Here is a 21,749-nt window from a genome sequence, read left to right on the forward strand (position 1 = left end):
GTTCTAGTCACTGATCCGGAGGTCGCCCAGCTTGGTCTGGGCGACCTCTCGCAGTTGCGCGGAGGCACGCCGCCAGCGCCGCAGCGCCCGCTCGGAATCCGGATAGATGAAGTTGGACACCAGGATTCCGCGCAGCACGTCCATGGCGGTGTACAGGAAATCGCGAGCGTCCTTGCGGTGCACCTCATCCGGTACGAACCGGGCCAGCGCCATGAACAACGCGTTGTTCACGAACGGCTCGACCTTCTGCATCTCCGCCGCCAGCACCGGATCCGTCCGCCCGGCGATCCACAGCTCCGCGACCGCGATGAACAGCGGACCCTGATGTAGCTCCCACAGGTAGTCCAGCACCACCCCGACCGGATCCTGCGCGACATCGGCCCGGACCTTGCCCATCTCAGCCAGGGCCGCCTCGGTCCGCCGCTGCGCCAGATGATTGATGGCCGCCACCACCAGATCGGTCTTCGATCCGAAATGATGGACCTGCGCGCCCCGGGTCACCCCCGCCCGCTCGGCCACCCGCGGCGTGGTCGTGCCGGTGTACCCGTATTCGACCAGGCAGTCGATGGTCGCGTCGAGCAGCCGGACCCGCATCTCGGTGCTGCGCTGCTCCTGCGTGCGGCGCTGCGGTTTGGCATCTGCGGACCTGGTCATGCGGTGGATTCTACACTTACATGCAGATCTGAACGTAACCTGCCGCCGCAGCCCGGCCACGGGCCCGCCCACCCCGCCGTCCACAATTCCTGCCCATTCGTCCGCACCCCTGGAATCCCCCCGCCATCGGACTACATTCGAATCCATACCGCTCCCCCTGCCCTAGGCGGCAACCATGACCACCATCGTGATGACCGGCGGCACTTCAGGATTCGGCGCGACAGCCGCCGAACGCCTCGCCACATCCCCCACCACCCGGCTGCTGCTCGGCGCCCGAACCCGCACGGCCGCAACCGAATCCCGGATACCAGCCACGCCTAACCCAGCCGCGGCCGTCGAGCGCCTGCCCCTCGACCTCACCAGCCTGGAATCGGTCCACTCCTTCGCGGCCTCCGTACGAGATCGCCTGAGCGACACCCCGATCGACGCCCTGATCCTCAACGCGGGCATCATCCGCCCCGACACCACCGCCCGCACCCCCGACGGCTACGAAACCACCTTCGCCGTCAACCACCTCGCCCACTACCTCCTCGCCCGCCTGCTCCTCCCCCACCTTTCCGACACCGCCACCGTCATCCTCACCACCAGCGGCACCCATGACCCCGCCACCGGCTCCCCCCTGGCCACCCCCCGCCACGCCGACGCCCACCTGCTGGCCCACCCCGACCAGGACCCCGCCCTCGACCCCCGCCCCAAGAAGGCAGGCGAACACGCCTACACCGCCTCCAAACTCTGCGCGGTCCTCACCGCCCGAGCCCTCTCCGACCCCCGCCACACCCACCCCCACCTCCTCACCGCCATCGCCTTCTGCCCCGGCCAGGTCTTCGGAACCGGCCTGGCCCACAACCTCTCCCTGCCCCTCCGCACCGCCTGGCGACTCCTCGGCACCCCCCTCGGCCGCCCCCTCCGCCTGGTGAACCCCAACTTCAACACCCGCGCCGAAGCCGGAACCACCCTCGCCGCCCTCGCCCTCGGCCACCTCACCCCACCCGACCGCCACCTCTACGCCGCCCTCCGCCGAGGCACCCTCACCTGGCCCGCCCTCTCCCCCCAGGCCGGCAAAGACGAACTCTCCCAAGCCCTCTGGACCGACAGCGCCAAACTGGCCGGCCTACCCGACTGACCACCGCGCCCGCCACCGGACGATGGAGCCGAATACCGCTGCTCGCCCTGATGCGCTCCGACGCGCAAGCGCGTAGCCGGACCGTCGCCCGTGTACCCGGGCGGGTGGACGGCCGAGCGCGCAGGCGAGCGGATCCGGCTGCCGCTCAGTGTGATTCGGTGCGGCGGGCCAGCGTGACCGTCACCGTGAACAGCAGGACGCCCAGGACCGCCAGGCCGGTGCCGACCACGGCGGGGGCCGTGTAGCCGAGGCCGGCGGCGATGACCAGGCCGCCCAGCCAGGCGCCTGCGGCGTTGGCGATGTTCAGGGCCGCGTGGTTGAGGGCCGCGGCGAGGGTTTGGGCGTCGTGGGCCACGTCCATGAGACGGGTTTGCAGGGCGGGGCCGAGGGCTGCGCCGGAGGCGCCGACGAGGAATGCGCCGAGGCCGGCCGTGAAGGGGTTGTGGGCCATGGCTATGAATGCCGCCAGGATTACGACCATCGACAGGAGGGCGGCGTAGACGGCGCGGTCTACGCCGCGGTCGGTGAGGATGCCGCCGATGATGTTGCCCGCGACCATGCCCAGGCCGAAGAGGGACAGGACTATGGGGACGAAGACGACGCGCATGCCCGCTACGTCGGTGAGGGTGGTGGTGATGTAGGTGTAGACGGCGAACATGCCGCCGAAGCCGACCGCGCCGACCAGGAGGGTGAGCAGGACCTGGGAGCGGCGCAGGGCGCCCAGTTCGGTGCGGGGGTCGGTGATGCGGATGCCGGTGAGTTCGGGGACGAATCGGATCAGGGCGGCGACGGTGGCCAGGCCGATCACGGCGACCACGATGTAGGCCTCGCGCCAGCCGAAGTGCTGGCCGAGCCAGGTGGCCGCGGGAACGCCGACAACGTTGGCGGCGCTCAGGCCCAGCATAACGGCAGCAATCGCCTTGGCTCGCTGGCCCACCGGGGCCAGCGTGGCCGCCGCCAGGGAGGCCACGCCGAAGTAGGCGCCGTGCGGGAGGCCCGTCAGGAAACGCGCCAGGACCAGCGTGAGGTACGTCGGAGCGAAGACGGTGGCCGCGTTACCCACGGTGAACGCCACCATGAGGGCGACCAGCAACCGCTTGCGCGGGACCCGCGCGCACAGCGCGGCGATGATCGGCGCACCCACCACGACACCCAGCGCGTAGGCCGAAACCGCATGGCCCGCAGTCGGTTCGGAGATGCCGAGACTTCGTGAGATCTCGGGCAGCAAACCCATGGTGACGAATTCCGTGGTGCCGATGCCGAAACCGCCGAGCGCGAGCGCCAGCATCGCGGGCACATGCCAGTTCCGGCGCTCCTCGACGGGCGCATCAACGGGCGCCGGGGACAACGCGGAACTGGAACGAGAATCGGCCACAATCCAGCCCAACACGCCCGCCAACTCGCCGCAAACCCACGACGGGTGAGTTCCCTCACCAGCAAACGAACCGCAGCCCACAGCATGGGTGATCCGGTTCACATGTCACAGTCGCGGGCCGCGCTTCGTCCATTCATCGAGCCCAACGGACACGGTCCGAAACTCGGTGAAAGGAAACGAATCCAATGAACATCGCCTATCACATCGTCGGTGTCGTCGCCGCCCTCTGGATCGGATTCTCGGGATTCTCGCTGTTCAACAGGAGCGAGTTCGTCGTGGAGCCCCTGCAGCAGTACGGCGTTCCGCAGACCTGGTGGACCTGGCTGGCGCTGGCCAAGTCGGCCGGAGCCCTCGGGCTGATCGCCGGATTCCTGATTCCGGCGGTCGGCGTCGCGGCCGCTGTCGGACTGATCCTGTACTTCGCGGGCGCGGTGCTGACCACCCTGCGGGCCCGCTCGTACGGGACCGCCGTCTTCCCCGTGCTCTACCTGGTCCCGGCTGCCGCGACCCTGATCCTGCAGTTGGCCCGCTGAGCCGGGAAGGCCGGCATCCAGTCGGCGAACGGCAGCTCGGGGACGAAACATATCGGCCCGCACCGTCTTTCACCGGTGCGGTCCGAAACGTGTTGCCTACTGGATCAATTCCGTCGGCGTGGCGAGATTCTCACTCCTCGATCGGGAAACTGCCGCGCAGCGTGCCCTTCGGGTCGTAGTGGTTCTTGATCTCCCGCAGCCGGTTCAAGGTCTCGGAATCGAAAGCGGCGGAGGAGGATTCACCGGCGTCCAGGTAGGTGTAAGGCTTGCGGCCGGTGATGTGGGGACGCACCGCCGCGAGAACGGCCTGCTGACGGGCCTCGACCACCGCACCCATTTCGCGGGTGAGCACCGGCCCCAGCAGAGACAGCAGGTAGGGCTCGGCGATACCGCCCGCCGCACCCGCATCCGGACCGGGGCGGGTGAGCGCGCCGCCGAGGTGGCGGACCTGCATCATGGCCAGCGGGGCGGGGGTGCCGCCGGGGATCGCCGCGGCCAGCAGGGCCTCGCTGACGGCCGGGGAGAAGTCGGTGAGAAGTTCACCGCGGGCACGGGACGGCGTGGGGGTGGTGGGTTCCATGCAGATGCCGCCCAACTGCGTGGCATCCAGCTCACGGCGGGTGTCGAGAAGACGACCGGGAATCTCGTCGAACCAGCGCAGCGGCGCGGTGACGCCGTCCGCGGACACCACGTCGACCACCACCATCGACTGACCGCGCAAGAAATCGGGCAGCTGCGGGAACGGCGGGAACTGCACCACCGCGAACCACAGGCTCAGACTCTCCGGGGCTTCCTCGGTGGCCTTGCGGAAGGCGTCCACCACCGCCCCGGCCTGCCGGGCGGGCCACAGCATGCGGCCGCCGTACAGCCGATTCGCTTCGAACAGCTCGAATTCCAGCGCGGTCACCACGGCGAAATCGCCGCCGCCGCCACCGCGCAAGGCCCAGAACAGCTCCGGTTCGGCGGTGGCTGTCACGCGGACCTGCTCGCCGTCGGCGGTGACCGCCTCCAGGGCGCGCACCGCACTCGCGGCCAGGCCCTGACTGCGCGAGAACCAGCCCACGCCGCCGCCCAGCGTGTATCCGGCAACGCCCACCACATCGGAACTGCCCACCGGCCCGGCCAATCCGTGCTCGGCCGCCGCCTCCAGCACGACCGCCCACGGCGCGCCCGCGCCGACCACGGCCCGCCGTGCCGGGGCATCGACCCGAACCCCGTCCAGCCCACGGGTTTTCACCAGAATGGTCCCGCTCGCGGCGGTGGACGCGCCGTGCCCGGTGGCCTGCGTGCTCACCGCCAGCCCGGCCTGCGCCGCATACTTCACGACCGCGGCGACATCGCCCGCGTCGGCGACCTCCACGACCGCCGAAACCTTTTGATCCACAGCGCGATTCCAGGCCAGCCGCAGATGATCGAAGCCTTCCTCCCCCTGCCCGACCGCCCGCCCGCGCACCACACGCCGCAGGTCCTTACCGATACCCATCTCATCTCCTCGTGCACCGCCCCCGCGCCGATCGCTTTCGGCGGACTTTGCGGCAACGCTATTGGATTCGGCATACCCGCGGCATACCGGGCAGGCCCGCAGGCCACGCCACCTGGTAATCCGGCCACAGCCCGCGCCGCGTTAACGCCCCACGCCGGCAATCCCACCCACTGACACTCCCGCGATCTCGGCCCGTGGCAACCGTCCTGCGAAAACAGTTCGGGCACCCGCACCATCACCATTCGGTGAGGGCAGGTGCCCGGAATGTGGCGGCGGCGATGGTTCCGGCCGGGACGGTGGTCCCGGCCGCCATCGTTCGCCGCGGCGCGCTGTTCACGTGCGTCAGCGCTGTGCTCGCCCGGCCCGAGCCGTGTGCTCGGGCGGCAGAGCTGGTGGGCGTCGAAACGCCCCGTCCCCCTGGTGTTTCGGGTGAACCCCGGCTAGCGCAGTTCGCGCGCCAGGTTGGCGTCCAGCACGCCGAGGAATTCCTCGGTGGTCAGGTAGCCCTGGTCGCCGCCCACGAGGAGGGCGAGGTCCTTGGTCATCTGGCCGGACTCGACGGTCTTGATGACGATGTCCTCGAGGGTCTGCGCGAAACCGATCACCTCGGGGGTGTTGTCCAGCTTGCCGCGATGCGCCAGGCCACGGGTCCACGCGAAGATCGAGGCGATCGGGTTGGTGGAGGTGGGCTTGCCCTGCTGGTGCTGGCGGTAGTGGCGGGTGACCGTGCCGTGTGCGGCCTCCGCCTCACAGGTGCGGCCGTCCGGGGTGAGCAGCACCGAGGTCATCAGGCCCAGCGAGCCGAAGCCCTGCGCGACCGTGTCCGACTGCACGTCACCGTCGTAGTTCTTGCAGGCCCAGACGTAGCCGCCCTCCCACTTGAGCGCGGAGGCGACCATGTCGTCGATCAGACGGTGTTCGTAGGTGAGCCCGGCGGCGTCGAACTCCTGCTTGAACTCGGTCTCGTACACCTCCTGGAAGGTGTCCTTGAACATGCCGTCGTAGGCCTTGAGGATGGTGTTCTTGGTCGACATGTAGACCGGGTAGTTCTGCTGCAGGCCGTAGTTGAGCGAGGCCCGCGCGAAGTCCCGGATCGACTCCTGGAAGTTGTACATGCCCATGACGACGCCGCCGTCCTCGGGCATCTTCACGACCTCGTGGACGATCGGCTCGGAGCCGTCCTCCGGCGTGAAGGTCAGGGTGACGGTACCGGCCTGATGCACCTTGAAATCGGTGGCGCGGTACTGGTCGCCGAACGCGTGGCGGCCGATGATGATCGGCTTGGTCCACCCCGGGACCAGACGCGGAACGTTCGAGATGATGATCGGCGCACGGAAGATCGTGCCGCCCAGGATGTTGCGGATGGTGCCGTTCGGCGACCGCCACATCTTCTTGAGATCGAATTCCTCGACGCGAGCCTCGTCCGGGGTGATCGTCGCGCACTTCACGCCGACGCCGTGCTTCTTGATGGCGTTGGCGGCGTCGATCGTGACCTGGTCGTCGGTCTTGTCGCGGTATTCGATGCCGAGGTCGTAGTACTCGAGGTTCACATCGAGATACGGGGTGATCAGCTTGTCCTTGATGAACTGCCAGATGATGCGCGTCATCTCGTCGCCGTCGAGTTCGACGACGGTGCCTTCAACCTTGATCTTGGACATAGATCGCGTGTCCTCCTAGGAAGGTGGTGCTCCCATTGCACGGCCGGTGAACACGCTCGTAGCGGGCCCCAGCTGTTCAACAGACAACGTATACGCATGGCGCGCGGCACGGGGCCTGTGGTGCCAGGTCCACGTACGCTGTGGCGTCAAGCAAGACAAGCGTACTGCTGCTATCAACCTCACCGCGCACCCCGCCCCCGCTGTGCGGGACCTGCGGTTGGTTACCGGCAAGTAGGGTGCAAGTGACCTCCGGCACCGTTCCGGACATGCCGATCGACACCACCACCCCCGACCTGCTGGGCATGCGCCTCGCCCACCGCGCCATGATCTCCGACACCGCGCGGTTCGCCGACCTGCTGCGCGACATCGCCACCGGAACCACCGACTGCCCGCCCGCACGGGCCGACGCCATCGGCGACTACCTGCATCTGCTGTGCGACTCCATCCACCATCACCACACCATCGAGGACCAAGTCCTCTGGCCGCTGCTGCGCGGCACCGGAGCGGTCGACGTCCGCGACCTGGAGGACGACCACGCCCAGCTGGATCCGCTGCTCGACGCCATCCGCGTGCGCACCCGGGCCTTCGTGCGCGGAGCGACGGAATCCGCGGCGCAACTCGCGGACCACCTGTCACAGCTGCACGCCATGCTCGCCGAACATATCGCCGACGAGGAGAACACCGTCTTCCCGGTCATCACCCGGCACCTCGACGCCGCGCAGTGGAGCCGGGTGGAGGCGGCGGCCCGCGACGGGGCGAAGATGAGCTTCGAACTGCCCCGCATGTTCGGCATGTGCACCCCCGAGGAATGGGAACGCGCCACCGCCGAGGGCGGATTCCTGCTGAAGGTGCTGTTGCGCGTCTTCGGTCGCGGCTTCCGCAAACGCGAACGCCTCATCACGGGCCGCTGAACGGCGCGAGCCGGCCGAGGATCGTCCGTCGACCGTCAGGCATCGAGCTCGGCCAGTTGCGCACGGATATGCGCCGACACCGCGGCCGCGGATTCCCGGTATCGCTCCGCCGCGACATGCTCGCCCAGGGCATCCGCCAGTTCGGCGAGCACCGCGTCCAGCGGGCCGTACACCACCGAGCCGGTGTCCAGGCCCGCCATGGTCCCGGATCGGGGAGCCATATCCGCGTAGCACTCACGCACCGCGTCCATCTCGCCGAGCCGCACCGCACCCCGTGCCCGGAATACGGCCATGACCGACCAGTAGTGGTCCCGCTGGGTCGGGCCCGCCGCCCGGAAAACCGTGCGGGCACAGTCGATTTCCCCAGCGTCCAGCAGCGCCACCACATAGGCGAAGACCAGCGCGTCCGGGGCCACCGCGTGCACCGCGCCCATCGGCTCGGCCAGCTGTGACAGATCCCCGCGCGCCCAGCCCAGCATCATCCGGGCCGCGATCATGAGCTCGGCGCCGTTGGCGGTGCCCGACGCCACCAGATCCGCACTGCAGCGCGCATAGATCGCCTCGGCGGTCGCCAGATCACCCCGCAGCGCGGCCAGCACCGCCGAGAACAACGACAGCACCGCCAGCAGCTGCCGCAGCTGCCCGCCCGACGCGCACTCCAGACCCCGCTCCACGGCTGCCCGCGCACCCACCAGATCACTTGCGCCGCAAGCGATCAGGCACTGCAGGAAATGAGCCACCGCCTGGTATTCGACGAACCCGGCCGCCGTCGACACCGTCAGCAACTCCGAGGCCAGCGGTTCCCGCTCATCCCACAGATCCGGCCCCAGTGCGAGGAACGCCCGCGCATTCAGTGCGGCACAGAGCAATTCGGGATCATCCAGGGTGCGAGCCGTAGCCAGCGCTTCCGCGGCAGCCGCGAAGGCACGCGGATCATCATTGCCCTCGACCTCGAACACCGTGGCCACCAGCAGTCGCACCCGGGTCGCCGCGGGCAGCGGCCGGGCGAGTGCGGCGGCCAGCGCCTCCACGATCCTGGTGTCCGGCAGCCGCTTGTCCCGGGTACCCCAGATCACCGGCGCGCGCCACGAACTCAGCACATAGGCGACCGGATCGCTCGCGGCGGAGACAGCCCCGAGCACCCCGTCGACGACCGAGTCAGCACCGGCGGAGGCCCTGTCGCGATGACCGGGAGACAACCCGCCAGCACCTGTTTCACCATCGGCCGGTGCGGCGAATCCGGTGGCAGTCGTGCGCTTTTCCGACTCCTCCGGCATACCCCGCGGCACCGCGAGCACATGAGCCAGGTCCAGCGCCCGCAGGCGCACGGCACGCGCTGAGGTGTCGTTCCCGCCGTAGCCGAGCGCCGTCGTCAGCGAGCACATCGCCTCCAGCACATCCGAACCCACCGCCCTGTCGACCATCATGTCGTGTGGGCGCGCGCGATCTGTGCTCGCCGCGGCGTCCCCGTGGTCGGCGATGTGGCCCGCCAGCACGTGCAGGTCGACGGCGGCCCGCCAGAGCGGCACCGCGTCGGAGTGGGCGCCGCGCGCGACGCACTGCCGGGCCGCCGCCACGACGTGGCGCAGCGCCTGTTCGGCGGTGGAGCCCGTCGCGCCGGCGATGGCGTGGTGGGCCAGCGCGTCGAGGTCGCGGTGCGGACCGCGTTCGGCCACCCGGAGGGCCGTCCAATGCATTCGGCCGCGACGCAGAGCGGGAATCTCGTCGTAGACCGCGTCACGGGTCAGGGCGTGGCCGAAGCGGATCCGGCCCGCGCGGCCGATCCGCAGCAGTCCCGCGACCACCGCGGTGTCCACGAGATCGACCAGCGTGTCCTCGTTCTCCTCCGCGAGTTCGAGCAGATCGTCGAACCCGACCTCATCTCCCCAGACCGCCATGAAACGCAGCATCCGCGCGGCGTCGGCGGGCAGGCGGGCGATCCGCCGCCGCAGCACCTCCCGCACACCCACCGGAACCGCGAGCAAATCCCCCTCCGCCGCGGCGAGTTTCGCCAACTCCCGCACGAACATCGGATTGCCGCCCGTCCGATCCCGGACCAAAGCCAGTGTCGCCCCGTCGATTACGGGCATTCCAGCGGCGGCCATCACGGCTCGCACCGCCTCGGCATCCAGCCCGCTCAGCTCGAACCGAGACGCCGTCACCCCGGCCAGCGCCGCCGCGGTGGCCTGCAACTCGTTCCCGGCCTCCGACCCCCGTGATGTCACCACGAACAACACCGGCTCCCCCGCCAACCAGGCCACCACCTGCCGCAACACCTGCAGGGTGGCACTGTCCGCCCGATGCGCATCCTCCAGCAGCACCGCCACCGGACCGCCCGCCACGCGCCCCCGGCAACGCTCGACAAAACTGCGCGCCAGCTCGAAAGGCGTTGCGGACACGTCGAAATCGGCCAGGTCTCGCGCTGATTCGACCGACACGTCCGCAATCACCGCCGAGGTGCCGAAATCGCCTTCGAGACGGGCGAACCCGGCGTCTGTCACCGGAGCGCCGGGGCGGGTGCGGCGGTCGGCCAGACCTTCGGCCAGTTCGATCCAGGCCCAGGCGGCTGGAGCGCCGTCGACCTCGGGACAGTGACCGGCCACCACGGTCCACCCCGCCGCCGCGAGTGCGCTGGCGGCCGAGCTCACCAGGGTGGTCTTCCCGGCCCCGGCTTCGCCGTCGATCCACACCACCCGGCTGCGACCTGTCCTCGCCTCTTCCGCCGCCGCGAGCAGGCCCGCCCGTTCCGCCGCATAGCCGACGGCGACCTCCGCAGGGACCGCGGGGATCGTTGCCGCCGGTTCTGTTGCCGCAGAATCGGTTTCAGCGTTTAGCTCCGAAAAGGCGGCACCGGACGGGGGTGGCTGCACCGCGATCGGCGGCGCGAGAGCTGGCGGGGTGTGGTCGAGTTCCGGGGCGTGGGCGAGGATGGCGGATTCGAGGGTGCGCAGGGGCGGGCCGGGGTCGATGCCGAATTCGGTGTTGAGGTGGGCACGGACGCGGCGGAGGGTTTCGAGGGCGGCGAGCTGGCGGCCTTGGCGGTATTGAGCGAGAGCCAGCAGCCGGACGGATTCCTCACGTTCGGGATGGGACTCGACGTGGCGGTGGAGGGCGGCGGCCACCTCTGCGGGACGGTTCAGGTGCAGCGCGGTGGCGGCGCGGAGTTCCAGTGCAGTCCAGCGCAATTCGGTGAGCCTAGTGATTTCGGGCGCGGACCAGGCGGTATCGACATAGGGGGCGTAGGCGTCGCCGCGCCAGAGGGACAGGGCCGTGTCCAGGATGCGGAGCCGGATCGCCGGATCGGTGGCGGTGTCCGCGTGGCGCAGCAGCTCCTCGAAACGCCAGGCGTCGACAGTGGCGGCGTCGCGGGCGAGGGCGTAGCCGGGAGGCTGGGAGATCAGGACGCGAGCGGGGGCACGCCGGGGACGGTCGGGCTCCAGAGCGCGCCGCAGATGCGAAATATGCGCCTGGAGAGCGGCTCCCGCCTTGGGCGGCGGCTCACCGGCCCACAGCTCGTCGATGAACCGGTCGGCGGAAACGACCTCGCCGCCCGCCACCACCAGCCGCGCCAGCACCGCCCCCTGCATCGGGCCGCGCAGCACCGCCTGTTCACCGTTCACCACGACGCGAAACGCGCCGAGCACATCCACGAACACCACGCACCGAATATCGCCCCCGACACCCGATTCCGTATCGGAACGAACGATTGACACCGCGAAGCGGCGAGTCGTCCGCCCATGATCAACGAGCGGCGCGGGCGGAAAGCGAGCCGGATTTCCGCCCCGAGCGCTGCCTCACGCCTGGCTGGCAGTGGTGGTGCGGAAGGCTGCGACGGCGAGGACGACTCCGACCACGATGGTGCCGGGGATGATCCAGACACCCTCCGCGCCGGGCAGTCCGGGGGCCGCGCCCATGGCGACGACCGCGACCAGGATGAGGATTCCGGATACGCGGCCCAGGGCCGGGGCGGGGCGGGCGATCGCCGCGACCGCCAGCAGGATCAGGCCGAGCAGCAGGGTGGCCGCGAGCGGATTGAGCAGGGGTGCGGCGGCGTCCTCTATGGCGTGCTGGTCGTGGTGATCGAGCTGGGTGACGACGAACATCTCGTGGTACGCGCCGATCGGCACCGTGACCGCGAATCCGATGAAGAGCAGGGGCGCTGCCGCTGCGCGAAGTTTCGCTGTCCAATCGGATTCACCGATGGTGGCGCGCAGGGCGGCGAAGATCACCGGCAGGCCCACGGCGATCAGGACCGAGCCGAGGGCGAAGGTCAGGTGGGCCGCTTTCCAGGTGGCGGCCTGTTCGGCCGCCTCCGAATGCTCCAGGGGGTGCAGGGCGTTGCCGATCGACCAGAGCACCCCTCCGGCAATGAGGAGGTAGGCGCGGCGGATCCGGTCGCGGGTGATGGCGGCTGAGAGCTGAGGTGTCGCAAGTGTTGTCACCGCATCACGGTGGGCGACGGCGGTTGACCTGGACTTGCGGGCGACTTGCGACGCCGCAGGAACTCCGCTCGCTGATGAACGCCTTCCTGGCCGTCATCGACAGTGTGTCCGGCCCCACTTCGGAAACAGCGGCGTCCGCCCGTTAGAATCTCGCAACAGGTCAAGAGCATCAGCGTCAAGCCCCGGCTAGCTGATCGGCAACCCTCCAGCTGCGGTGGGGTGCTCCGGGTGAGGACCGGGCGCTCGAGGGCCGAGCGCAAGCGCACTGTAGGAGGTCACCGAAATGTGTTGTTGTCGAAGCCGATCCGCTTTCAGATAACGTCAGACTTCCGCCATTCGGCGACCTTGTTTTTATGGAGCAGGACATGAGTGACTCGACCGCGCCCGCGAACACCGAAACGGACCCGGCCGGCTGGTCCTTCGAGACCAAGCAGATCCATGCCGGGCAGGCGCCCGACGCCGCCACCGGGGCTCGCGCGCTGCCGATCTACCAGACCACTTCCTACGCCTTCCGCGACACCGACCACGCCGCCGCGCTGTTCGGTCTCGCCGAGCCGGGCAATATCTACACCCGCATCATGAACCCCACCCAGGACGTGGTGGAGCAGCGCATCGCCGCTCTCGAGGGCGGTGTCGCGGCCCTGCTGCTGGCCTCCGGGCAGGCGGCGGAAACCTACGCGATCCTGAACCTGGCGCAGGCCGGGGACCACATCGTGGCCAGCCCGCACCTGTACGGCGGCACCTACAACCTGCTGCACTACTCGCTGCCGAAGCTGGGCATCGAGGTGAGCTTCGTCGAGGATCCCGACGATCTCGCGCAGTGGCAGGCCGCGGTGCGCCCGAACACGAAGGCTTTCTACGGGGAGACGGTCGCGAACCCGAGCAGCTCGATCCTGGATATTCCGGGTATCGCCGGGGTCGCGCACGCCGCGGGCGTCCCGCTGATCGTGGACAACACGGTCGCCACGCCGTACCTGATCCAGCCGCTGAAGCACGGCGCGGACATCGTCGTGCACTCGGCCACCAAGTACCTGGGCGGCCACGGTTCCGCGGTCGCGGGCGTGATCGTGGACGGCGGCACCTTCGACTGGACGGTGCGCGACGCGGCGGGCGAGTCCCGCTTCCCCGGTTTCACGACCCCGGACCCCAGCTACCACGGCGCCGTATTCGCCGATCTCGGCGCTCCGGCGTTCGCGCTCAAGGCGCGTGTGCAGTTGCTGCGCGATCTGGGTGCGGCCGTCGCGCCGTTCAACGCCTTCCTCATCGCGCAGGGCATCGAGACGCTGAGCCTGCGTGTCGAGCGGCATGTCGCGAATGCCGAAGCGGTGGCGGAGTTCCTGACGCAGCAGCCGGGCGTCGAGGCGGTCTATTACGCGGGTCTGCCCAGCTCGCCCTGGCATGAGCGCGGCAAACAACTGGCACCCAAGGGTGTGGGCGCGATCGTGTCCTTCGAGCTGGCCGGCGGCGTGGACGCGGGCAAGAAGTTCGTGGACGCTCTGAGCCTGCACAGCCATGTCGCTAACATCGGGGATGTGCGCTCGCTCGTCATCCACCCGGCCTCCACCACCCACTCGCAGCTGACGCCCGCCGAGCAGCTCGCGTCCGGCGTTACGCCTGGTCTGGTGCGTTTGGCAGTGGGCATCGAGGGTATCGACGACATCCTGGCGGATCTGCGAGCCGGACTGACGGCGGCGGCGCTTTGACCGTGAGCATCGACTCGAGCACCTCCCGGCCGGCGGCGGAAGTTCTGCTTCCGCCGTCCGACGGCACGCTCGGCAGCATCGTGATCGGGGATGTCGAGCTGGAGAACGGCGCCGTCATCCCCGACGTGACGCTGGCCGTGCAGCGGTGGGGCGAACTCTCGGCGAACGCGGACAATGTGGTGCTCATCGAGCATGCGCTGACCGGTGATTCGCATGTGGTCGGCGCCGCCGACGTGCACCACGCGCAGGCCGGCTGGTGGGACGGCGTGGTCGGGCCGGGCGCGCCGATCGACACCCGCGAATGGTGTGTCATCGCCACCAACGTGCTCGGCGGCTGTAAGGGCAGCACCGGTCCGGCGTCCCTGGCCGCCGACGGAAAGCCCTGGGGCGCACGGTTTCCCGAGATCACCATCCGCGATCAGGTGCGGGCCGAGGAGAAGCTGTTCGACCTGCTCGGCATCGACCGGCTGGCCGCGGTGGTCGGCGGGTCCATGGGCGGCATGCGGGTGCTCGAATGGATGATCGGCTCGCCCGAGCGGGTGGGCGCGGCGCTGGTGCTGGCCGTCGGCGCGCGCGCCACGGCCGATCAGATCGGCACGCAGACCACCCAGATCGCCGTCATCAAGTCCGATCCGGACTGGCAGGGCGGCAACTATCACGGCAGCGATCGCGCGCCGATGACCGGTATGGGCCTGGCGCGGCGCATCGCGCACCTGACCTACCGCACCGAACAGGAGCTCGACCACCGCTTCGAGAATCACGCCCAGGGTGAGGAGAACCCTTGGGACGGTGGGCGTTACGCGGTGCAGAGCTATCTGGAGTACCAGGCCGACAAGCTCGTCTCACGCTTCGATCCGGCCACCTACGTCCTGCTCACCGAGGCCATGAACCGGCACGACGTGGGCCGCGGGCGCGGTGGCGTCGAGGCCGCGCTGACCTCGACGGTGGTGCCGTGCGTGGTCGGCGGCGTGGATTCGGATCGGCTGTATCCGCTGCGCACGCAGCAGGAGCTGGCGGATCTGCTGCCCGGGTGCAAGGGCCTGGAGATCGTGCGTTCGCGTGACGGTCACGACGGGTTCCTGACCGAGACCGAGGCGGTGGGCAAGCTCATGGTCGAGACCATGGATCTGGCGCGGACCGTGCGGACTTCGCGGCGCTGAGCCCGCGGCTGCCGACCGTCCGGTCCTTCCAGACCGAACGGTCGTCAGAGTCGCCCTTGTTTCCGCCGAATTATCCTGACGCACTTCCGGTTTCACCACAGTGACGCCTCGGTTACCGGCACCCCGATTCCGAGACGCAGAACCACTGCGGCTCTACTATGAAATCCATGACAGCGGCATTCGATGACATGGATCTGCGCGATCTCGTCGACCTGCTCTCCGACGAGGAAAAGCGCGAACTACGCCCCGCCATCCTGCGCGTTCTACACCGCCTGCCATCGCAGGAGGTGCTGCGCCGAGATCTCACCAGACGCCTGGTGACCAAATAACCCGAGCCCGCGGGTTACGTCACTCCCAGCGTGCTGATCGTGGCGGCCACGGCAATGATCGTGCCGCCCAGCACCGCCATCCACGCCACATCGAAGCGCTTACTGCGCACAGCCAGCAAACCCACCCGCTCGGTCGGCAGCATCATCCTGAATGCTGCCCCGAGCAACGTCGCGCCGCCGATGACATACGTCCCGCGCCGCCACCTGTCCCACGCCAGGAACACCACCGCCACCAGCAGCACGGCCCCGATCACCAGCATCGGCAGATTGTCGCGGCAGAACGCACCGAATCGACTGCTCCGGCTCTCGGGAGCGGCATGGGCGGCAGACACGGTCCCGAGCTTAACGGCAACACCCCGCATGGGATGCTGGAGCCCGTGTTCCATCTGGTGTTCTTCGAACCGCGCATCCCGCCCAATACCGGCAATGCCATCCGATTGGCCGCCGGTACCGGATGCCATCTGCACCTGATCGAACCCCTCGGCTTCGACCTGTCCGAACCGAAACTCAAGCGCGCGGGCCTGGACTACCACGACCTCGCCTCGGTGACCGTGCACGCGAATCTGGGCGCGGCGTGGAAGGTGTTGCAGCCCGAGCGGGTCTACGCGTTCACCGCCACCGCCACCACACACAACACCGATATCGCCTATCGCGAGGGTGATGTGCTGCTGTTCGGGCCGGAGCCCACCGGGCTGCCCGCGGAGGTGCTGGCGGATCCGCACATCACCGAGCAGCTGCGCATCCCGATGATTCCGGGGCGGCGATCCATGAACCTGTCCAACGCGGCGGCCGTCGCGGTGTACGAGGGCTGGCGGCAGCTCGGGTTCCCGGGCGCGGTGTGACCACCGTCGTGCGGGCCACCATCAAGCCCGGCAGCAAGAAGGGGCCGCTGGTCGAGACCCTCGCCGACGGCAGCCTGCAGCTGTACGTGCGGGCGCCCGCGGTGGAGGGCAAGGCCAACAAAGCCGCCTGCGAGCTGCTGGCCGAGCACTACGGCGTACCGAAGTCCGCCGTCACCCTCACCGCGGGAGCCACCTCCCGGTTCAAACGCTTCGAGATCGACGACTGAGCGTCGCCGCTCACGTTCAGGAACGCACGTCTTCCGTTCAGGAACGCACGGCCACGGCATCCACCTCGAAGAGCATGCCCGGCAGCGCCAGCGCGGCCACACCCGAAAGAGTCTGCGCGGGCGGCTGATCGCCCCAGATCTCGGCGATCTTCTTCCCGAGCACGGTCAGCTTGTCCAGATCGTGCGCGACGATGTGGGTGCGCAGCTGAGCCACATCGGAGTAGTCCAGACCGACTGTGCGCAAAGCCTTTCCGAGATTGGCGAAGGCATTGGCGACCTGCTCGGCGAAATCCTCGGTCGTGGTGTGACCATTCTCGTCGGAGTCGTACTGGCCCGCGATGAAGACCAGTTCACCACTGACACGGGCGATATGGCTGTAGCCGAAGCCGGTCGGGTCGTGCAGCTCGGCGGGGTTGATCAGTTCGATGGCCACGATGATTCCTTCGTTCGTCGGTACGCGATATCAGGACGACGACGCGGAGGCCGAGATCGTGACCCGCGTTCGCTGTCAGCGGAAGTCACGGGAGCGGGCGGTGATCCGCAGATCCAATCGCTGCAGGTGATCGGCCACCACGGTGACCGCACCCTCCGCGTTCTGCACCCGGCCGCGAATGAGCAGCGCGGGCGCGGACTGGGCCAGCCGCCGATAGCGCGCCCACAGGCCCACCGAGCAGACCACGTTCACCATGCCGGTCTCGTCCTCCAGATTCAGGAAGGTGACGCCCTGCGCGGTGGCGGGCCGCTGCCGGTGCGTGACCGCGCCGCCCACCAGAACCCGGGTGCCGTCCGGGATGTCGAGCAACCCGGCGGCCGGGACGACGCCCAGCGCGGCCAGGCGGTCGCGCAGGAATTCGGTCGGATAGCTGTCGGGTGAGATGCCGGTCGCCCAGACGTCGGCGGCAGCCAGTTCCAGATCACTCATTCCGGGGAGCACGGGGGCGGCGGTGACCGCGCCGGTGCCCGGAATACGGTCGGCGCGTTCGGCAGCGGCGGCTCCGGCGGCCCACAGCGCCTGGCGGCGCGTGATGCCCAGACTGCCCAGCGCGCCCGCCGTGGCCAGCGCCTCGGCCTGCGGGACGGTCAGCTCCACCCGGCCGGTGAGATCCACGAACGACGTGTACGGCCCGGATTCCCTTGCGGTGACGATCTTTTCGGCCAGCTCCGCCCCGAGCTGACGGATCGAGGCCAGCCCGAGCCGGATCTGCGTACCCTTCGCCTCGAGGGTCGCCTCGGCCAGACTGCGGTTGATATCCGGGCCGTGCACCGCGACACCGTGCCGCCGGGCATCGGCCACCAGCGACTGCGGGGAGTAGAAGCCCATCGGCTGCGCCCGCAGCAGACCCGCGCAGAAGGCCGCCGGATGATGCAGCTTGAACCACGACGAATAGAACACGATCGACGCGAAACTCTGCGAATGGCTTTCCGGGAAACCGAAATTCGCGAAGGCGTACACCTTCTCGTAGATGCGGTCCGCCACCTCGCCGGAGATCCCGTGCAACTCCCGCATACCGGCGTAGAAGCGTTCGCGCAGCCGCTCCATCTTCTCCGTGGAACGCTTGGAGCCCATGGCGCGGCGCAGCTGATCGGCCTCGGCGGGCGTGAAACCCGCGACATCTACGGCCATCTGCATGAGCTGCTCCTGGAACAGCGGGATGCCGAGCGTGCGCGCCAGCGAATTCTCCAGTGCCGCATGGTCGTAGGTGACCTTCTCCTGCCCGTTGCGGCGGCGGATGTAGGGGTGCACCGAGCCGCCCTGGATGGGACCGGGACGGATGAGCGCGACCTCGACCACCAGGTCGTAGAAGGTGCGCGGTTTCAAGCGCGGCAGGGTGGCCATCTGGGCGCGGGATTCCACCTGGAAGACGCCGACCGAGTCGGCGCGGCACAGCATGTCGTAGACGGCGGGTTCGGCCAGATCCAGGGTGTGCAGTTCCACCGTCTCGCCCTTGTGCTCGCGCACCAGGTCGATCATGTAGTGCAGGGCCGAGAGCATGCCGAGGCCGAGCAGGTCGAATTTCACCAAACCCACCGAGGCGCAATCATCCTTGTCCCACTGCAGGACGCTGCGACCGGGCATGCGCGCCCATTCGGTCGGGCATACATCGGCGATGGGGCGGTCGCAGATCACCATGCCGCCGGAGTGGATGCCCAGATGCCGCGGCAGGCCCTCCAATTCGCCGGCGAGGGCGAGGACGTCGTCGGGGATATCGGTGTGCTCCTCCTTCGCGACGCCGGTCCAGCGGCTCACCTGTTTACTCCAGGCGTCCTGCCGGCCGGTCGAAAAGCCCAGGGCGCGTGCGGCATCGCGGACCGAGGAGCGGCCGCGGTAGGTGATCACATTGGCCACCTGCGCGGCGTACTCGCGCCCATACTTGGCGTAGACGTGCTGGATCGCCTCCTCGCGGCGATCCGATTCGATATCCACGTCGATATCGGGCGGGCCGTCCCGCTCCGGGGACAGGAACCGCTCGAACAGCAGCTTGTTCTCCACCGGGTCCACATTGGTGATGCCGATGGCGTAGCAGACCGCCGAGTTCGCGGCGGAACCTCTTCCCTGACAGAGGATGTCGCTGTCCCGGCAGAAGCTGACGATATCGTGCACCACCAGGAAGTAGCCCGGGAAACCGAGCCGCTCGATCACTCGCAGTTCGTGCTCGAGCTGGTCGTACGCCTTCGGGTTGCCGTCGCGCGGACCGTAGCGGCGCGCCGCGCCCTGATAGGTGAGTTCCCGCAGCCATGAGTTCTCGTCGTATCCCTCCGGCACGTCGAACGGCGGCAGCTTCGGGGCGATCAGCCTCAGGTCGAAGGCGCAATCCCGGCCCAGGGCAACGGCATTCGCGACCGCCTCCGGGCAGGCCGCGAACAGGCGCGCCATCTCCGCCCCCGAGCGCAGGTGCGCGCCGCCGGTCGGGGCGAGCCAGCCCGCCATCTCGTCCAGACTGCTGCGCGCCCGGATGGCGGTCAGCGCCATGGCGCGGCGGCGCTGCGGCGGAGCGGCGAAATGCGCTCCGGTGGTGGCGAGTACGGGCAGTCCGAGACGCTCGGCCAGGGCGATGAGGCGAGCATTGCGCTCATCGTCCTCGGGCACCCCGTGATGGGTGAGCTCCACGCTGACCCGGTCGCGCCCGAAGCGCTCCACCAGCTCCCGCAGCGCCGCCTCCGCCGCCGCGTCACCCTGCTGCAGGGCTTGCCGCACATGCCCTTTCCGGCAGCCGGTGAGAATATGCCAGTGCCCGCCCGCCGCCTCGGTGAGCCGATCCAGGTCGTAGCGCAGAATGCCCTTCTCCCCCGCCACCATGTGCGCCGCCGCCATCTCCCGCGACAGGCGGCGGTAGCCCTCCTGCCCGCGCGCCAGCACCAGCAGATGCGGTCCGACCGGATCGGGTGTGCCGGTGCGCGGGGCGGAATCGCTCCACGCGGAATCGGGAGCCTCGGGCCACGCGCCGCCCATGGGTGCGGCGCCCCGCCGCCCGGCCATCCGGACCCCGCCCTCGGCGGCGGGCGTGCGCCGCGCTCCCCGCCGCTCCAGATGCGCCCCGGCGCGCGCGGCCGTACCGAGGGACAGCTCCGCGCCGAAAATGGTCGGCATGCCCCACTCGCGGGCGGCCTCGGCGAAGCGGACCACCCCGTAGAACCCGTCGTGATCGGTGATGGCCAGGGCCTCGAGCCCCAGCCGCACGGCCTCCTCCACCATCTCCTCCGGCTGGCTCGCACCGTCGAGGAAGCTGTAGGCGGAATGGGCGTGCAGTTCGGCGTACGGGACGACCGGGCCCGCGGGCCGCTCGACCGGGGCCGTCCGATACTCCCCGCGCGTGCGCGTCCATGCCGGGCTGTCACTGCCGTCACCGGGATGCTCAGGCTCGACGCGCCCCGGCCGCCCGGACAGCACGCGCTCCATCTCCGCCCACGAGGGCGGACCCTGGCCCCAGCCCACCGTACCTCCTCACACCGACAAGATTCGAACTCATGTTCGATAGGGTGGGACCATACACGGGCTCGTACCGAACGGTTTGTATCAACTCTCGAATCGAGACGAATCGATTGTGGATTCGGAACTTACTTTGGAGTAAGTTCTAGGAAATCCGATCTGCAAGGAGCTGACATGACGGCATCGCGTAGCGATTCGATGAGGGGTGGTGGTCGGGCGACGGGTGGGCGCGAGAACGCCCTCAACGGTGACGGCTACCTGGCCCGTCGACGTGCCCGCCGGGACCTGACCGGCAAGCACATCGTCATCACCGGAGCATCCTCCGGAATCGGCCGATCCGCCGCGATCGCCGTCGCCGAGAAGGGCGGCGTGGTCATCCTGCTGGCCCGCCGCGCCGACGAACTCGAATCCGTCGTCGACGAGATCACGGCCATGGGCGGCAGCGCATTCGGCTACCAGTGCGATGTCACCGACGCCGAATCCGTGGACCGCGCAATCACTCTCATTCTCGACGAGCACGGTCACGTCGACATGCTGGTGAACAATGCCGGCCGCTCCATCCGCCGCGCCGTGCACCGCTCCACCGACCGCATGCACGACTTCGAACGCACCATGGCCGTCAACTACTTCGGCGCCGTGCGCATGACCCTCGGCCTGCTGCCGCAGATGCGTGAGCGCAAAGACGGTCACATCGTGAACATTTCGAGCGCCGGCGTGCAGGTCGCCACCCCGCGCTTCGCCGCCTACCTCGCTTCCAAGGCCGCCCTCGACAAGTTCGCCGAGGTGACCGCGGCCGAAATGCTCGCGGACAACATCACTTTCACCACCATCCATATGCCGCTGGTGCGCACGCCCATGATCACGCCGAGCGGTGACCAGGGCTCCCCCATCCAATCTCCCGAGTGGGCGGCCGCGCTCATCGTGCGCGCCCTCAGCGAGCGCCCGCGCCGAATCGACGTCCCCCTGGGCACTCTCGCCGAATACGGCAACCTCATCGCGCCCGCCATCAAGGAGCGCGTCCTGCACCGCTACTACCGCGCCATCGGCGACTCCCCCGCCGCCAAGGGCGAAACCGTGGTGGAGCCGGAAACCACCGACCTGGAATACATTGTCCCGGAACGCCGTCGCCGCCCCGTCCCGCCCGCCGTCCGCGCCACCGGCACCGTACTCCGCCGCGCCGCCCGCCTGGTGCCGGGCACCCATTGGTAAACCCCAACTCTCTGGGAGTCTCTCAAGGGCTTCGCCCCCGAACCCCCAAGGACTCGGGGCCTCGCCCCAAACCCGAAGGGGCCTAGGGCCTCGCCCAAACCCGAAGGGTCCTCACGGCCTCGCCCAACCTGAAGAGTCTCAGGGGGCTCGCCCCAACCTGAAAGGCCCCCAG

General features: G+C 69.1%; 18 protein-coding genes and 1 riboswitch. Of the genes, 9 read left to right on the forward strand and 9 right to left on the reverse strand.

Annotated elements, in window-relative coordinates; all coding sequences use genetic code 11:
• Nucleotides 1-3: 3 nt before the first annotated feature.
• Complete coding sequence (locus JK358_RS11640) at nt 4-654, reverse strand: TetR/AcrR family transcriptional regulator (protein WP_201946679.1); 651 nt, start codon at nt 652-654, stop codon at nt 4-6.
• A gap of 175 nt (nt 655-829) precedes the next feature.
• Here JK358_RS11640 and JK358_RS39945 point away from each other — a divergent pair, with 175 nt between their 5' ends.
• Nucleotides 830-1,777 carry an SDR family NAD(P)-dependent oxidoreductase gene (locus tag JK358_RS39945; protein WP_201946681.1) on the forward strand — a complete coding sequence of 316 codons (948 nt, stop codon included), beginning with the start codon at nt 830-832 and terminating at the stop codon, nt 1,775-1,777.
• Between the two features lie 145 nt (nt 1,778-1,922).
• Here the strand turns inward: JK358_RS39945 and JK358_RS11650 are convergent, their stop codons facing one another.
• Nucleotides 1,923-3,065 (reverse strand): MFS transporter, encoded by a 1,143-nt coding sequence (locus JK358_RS11650; RefSeq protein ID WP_201947276.1) that lies wholly within the window; start codon nt 3,063-3,065, stop codon nt 1,923-1,925.
• Nucleotides 3,066-3,337: 272 nt separating this feature from the next.
• On the opposite strand from JK358_RS11650, the gene JK358_RS11655 reads away from it, so the two are divergent.
• The gene (locus JK358_RS11655; protein WP_201946683.1) at nt 3,338-3,685 is read left to right on the forward strand and encodes a DoxX family protein; all 348 of its coding nucleotides are present in this window, start codon (nt 3,338-3,340) and stop codon (nt 3,683-3,685) included.
• 130 nt (nt 3,686-3,815) lie between these two features.
• On the opposite strand, the gene JK358_RS11660 is transcribed toward JK358_RS11655, so the two are convergent.
• Nucleotides 3,816-5,168: an FAD-binding oxidoreductase gene (locus tag JK358_RS11660; RefSeq protein ID WP_201946685.1), complete on the reverse strand. Its 1,353-nt coding sequence runs from the start codon at nt 5,166-5,168 to the stop codon at nt 3,816-3,818.
• 440 nt (nt 5,169-5,608) lie between these two features.
• Complete coding sequence (locus JK358_RS11665; RefSeq protein ID WP_201946687.1) at nt 5,609-6,826, reverse strand: NADP-dependent isocitrate dehydrogenase; 1,218 nt, start codon at nt 6,824-6,826, stop codon at nt 5,609-5,611.
• A 266-nt stretch (nt 6,827-7,092) separates the two neighbouring features.
• Between JK358_RS11665 and JK358_RS11670 the strand changes: the two genes are divergently transcribed.
• Entirely contained in the window at nt 7,093-7,737 is a 645-nt protein-coding gene (locus tag JK358_RS11670; protein ID WP_201946689.1) for a hemerythrin domain-containing protein, read from the forward strand.
• Between the two features lie 35 nt (nt 7,738-7,772).
• On the opposite strand, the gene JK358_RS11675 is transcribed toward JK358_RS11670, so the two are convergent.
• Both JK358_RS11675 and JK358_RS11680 read right to left on the reverse strand, forming a co-directional pair.
• On the reverse strand, nt 7,773-11,396 hold the full coding sequence (locus JK358_RS11675) for an ATP-binding protein (protein ID WP_201946691.1): 3,624 nt from the start codon (nt 11,394-11,396) through the stop codon (nt 7,773-7,775).
• A gap of 135 nt (nt 11,397-11,531) precedes the next feature.
• A complete protein-coding gene (locus JK358_RS11680) occupies nt 11,532-12,179 on the reverse strand; it encodes a hypothetical protein (RefSeq protein WP_201946693.1) in 648 nt (215 codons plus the stop codon).
• Between the two features lie 158 nt (nt 12,180-12,337).
• Nucleotides 12,338-12,448: riboswitch (SAM riboswitch) on the forward strand.
• Between the two features lie 96 nt (nt 12,449-12,544).
• Between JK358_RS11680 and JK358_RS11685 the strand changes: the two genes are divergently transcribed.
• From JK358_RS11685 to JK358_RS11695, 3 genes are all read left to right on the forward strand, one after another.
• On the forward strand, nt 12,545-13,882 hold the full coding sequence (locus JK358_RS11685) for a bifunctional o-acetylhomoserine/o-acetylserine sulfhydrylase (protein WP_201946695.1): 1,338 nt from the start codon (nt 12,545-12,547) through the stop codon (nt 13,880-13,882).
• Entirely contained in the window at nt 13,879-15,042 is a 1,164-nt protein-coding gene (metX, locus tag JK358_RS11690; protein WP_201946698.1) for a homoserine O-acetyltransferase MetX, read from the forward strand. Before JK358_RS11685 ends, metX begins: the two co-directional genes overlap by 4 nt.
• 167 nt (nt 15,043-15,209) lie before the next feature.
• Nucleotides 15,210-15,371 carry a hypothetical protein gene (locus JK358_RS11695; protein ID WP_201946700.1) on the forward strand — a complete coding sequence of 54 codons (162 nt, stop codon included), beginning with the start codon at nt 15,210-15,212 and terminating at the stop codon, nt 15,369-15,371.
• Between the two features lie 14 nt (nt 15,372-15,385).
• Here JK358_RS11695 and JK358_RS11700 read toward each other — a convergent pair whose 3' ends face one another.
• On the reverse strand, nt 15,386-15,631 hold the full coding sequence (locus JK358_RS11700) for a DUF3017 domain-containing protein (protein WP_232851212.1): 246 nt from the start codon (nt 15,629-15,631) through the stop codon (nt 15,386-15,388).
• Between the two features lie 105 nt (nt 15,632-15,736).
• On the opposite strand from JK358_RS11700, the gene JK358_RS11705 reads away from it, so the two are divergent.
• Together JK358_RS11705 and JK358_RS11710 are read left to right on the forward strand one after the other, a co-directional pair.
• Nucleotides 15,737-16,213 (forward strand): tRNA (cytidine(34)-2'-O)-methyltransferase, encoded by a 477-nt coding sequence (locus JK358_RS11705; protein ID WP_232851151.1) that lies wholly within the window; start codon nt 15,737-15,739, stop codon nt 16,211-16,213.
• Nucleotides 16,210-16,440, forward strand: a complete 231-nt coding sequence (locus tag JK358_RS11710; RefSeq protein ID WP_201946702.1) for a DUF167 domain-containing protein — start codon at nt 16,210-16,212, stop codon at nt 16,438-16,440. The genes JK358_RS11705 and JK358_RS11710 overlap by 4 nt, the downstream gene beginning before the upstream one ends.
• A 37-nt stretch (nt 16,441-16,477) precedes the next feature.
• Here JK358_RS11710 and JK358_RS11715 read toward each other — a convergent pair whose 3' ends face one another.
• The gene (locus JK358_RS11715) at nt 16,478-16,873 is read right to left on the reverse strand and encodes a RidA family protein (RefSeq protein WP_201946705.1); all 396 of its coding nucleotides are present in this window, start codon (nt 16,871-16,873) and stop codon (nt 16,478-16,480) included.
• Between the two features lie 75 nt (nt 16,874-16,948).
• A complete protein-coding gene (locus JK358_RS11720; protein WP_307817469.1) occupies nt 16,949-20,374 on the reverse strand; it encodes an error-prone DNA polymerase in 3,426 nt (1,141 codons plus the stop codon).
• Nucleotides 20,375-20,542: 168 nt separating this feature from the next.
• Between JK358_RS11720 and JK358_RS11725 the strand changes: the two genes are divergently transcribed.
• A complete protein-coding gene (locus JK358_RS11725) occupies nt 20,543-21,577 on the forward strand; it encodes an SDR family NAD(P)-dependent oxidoreductase (protein ID WP_232851152.1) in 1,035 nt (344 codons plus the stop codon).
• Nucleotides 21,578-21,749: the final 172 nt, after the last annotated feature.

Origin of the sequence: Nocardia acididurans, assembly GCF_016741815.1 — a bacterium.
Lineage (GTDB): Bacteria > Actinomycetota > Actinomycetes > Mycobacteriales > Mycobacteriaceae > Nocardia > Nocardia acididurans.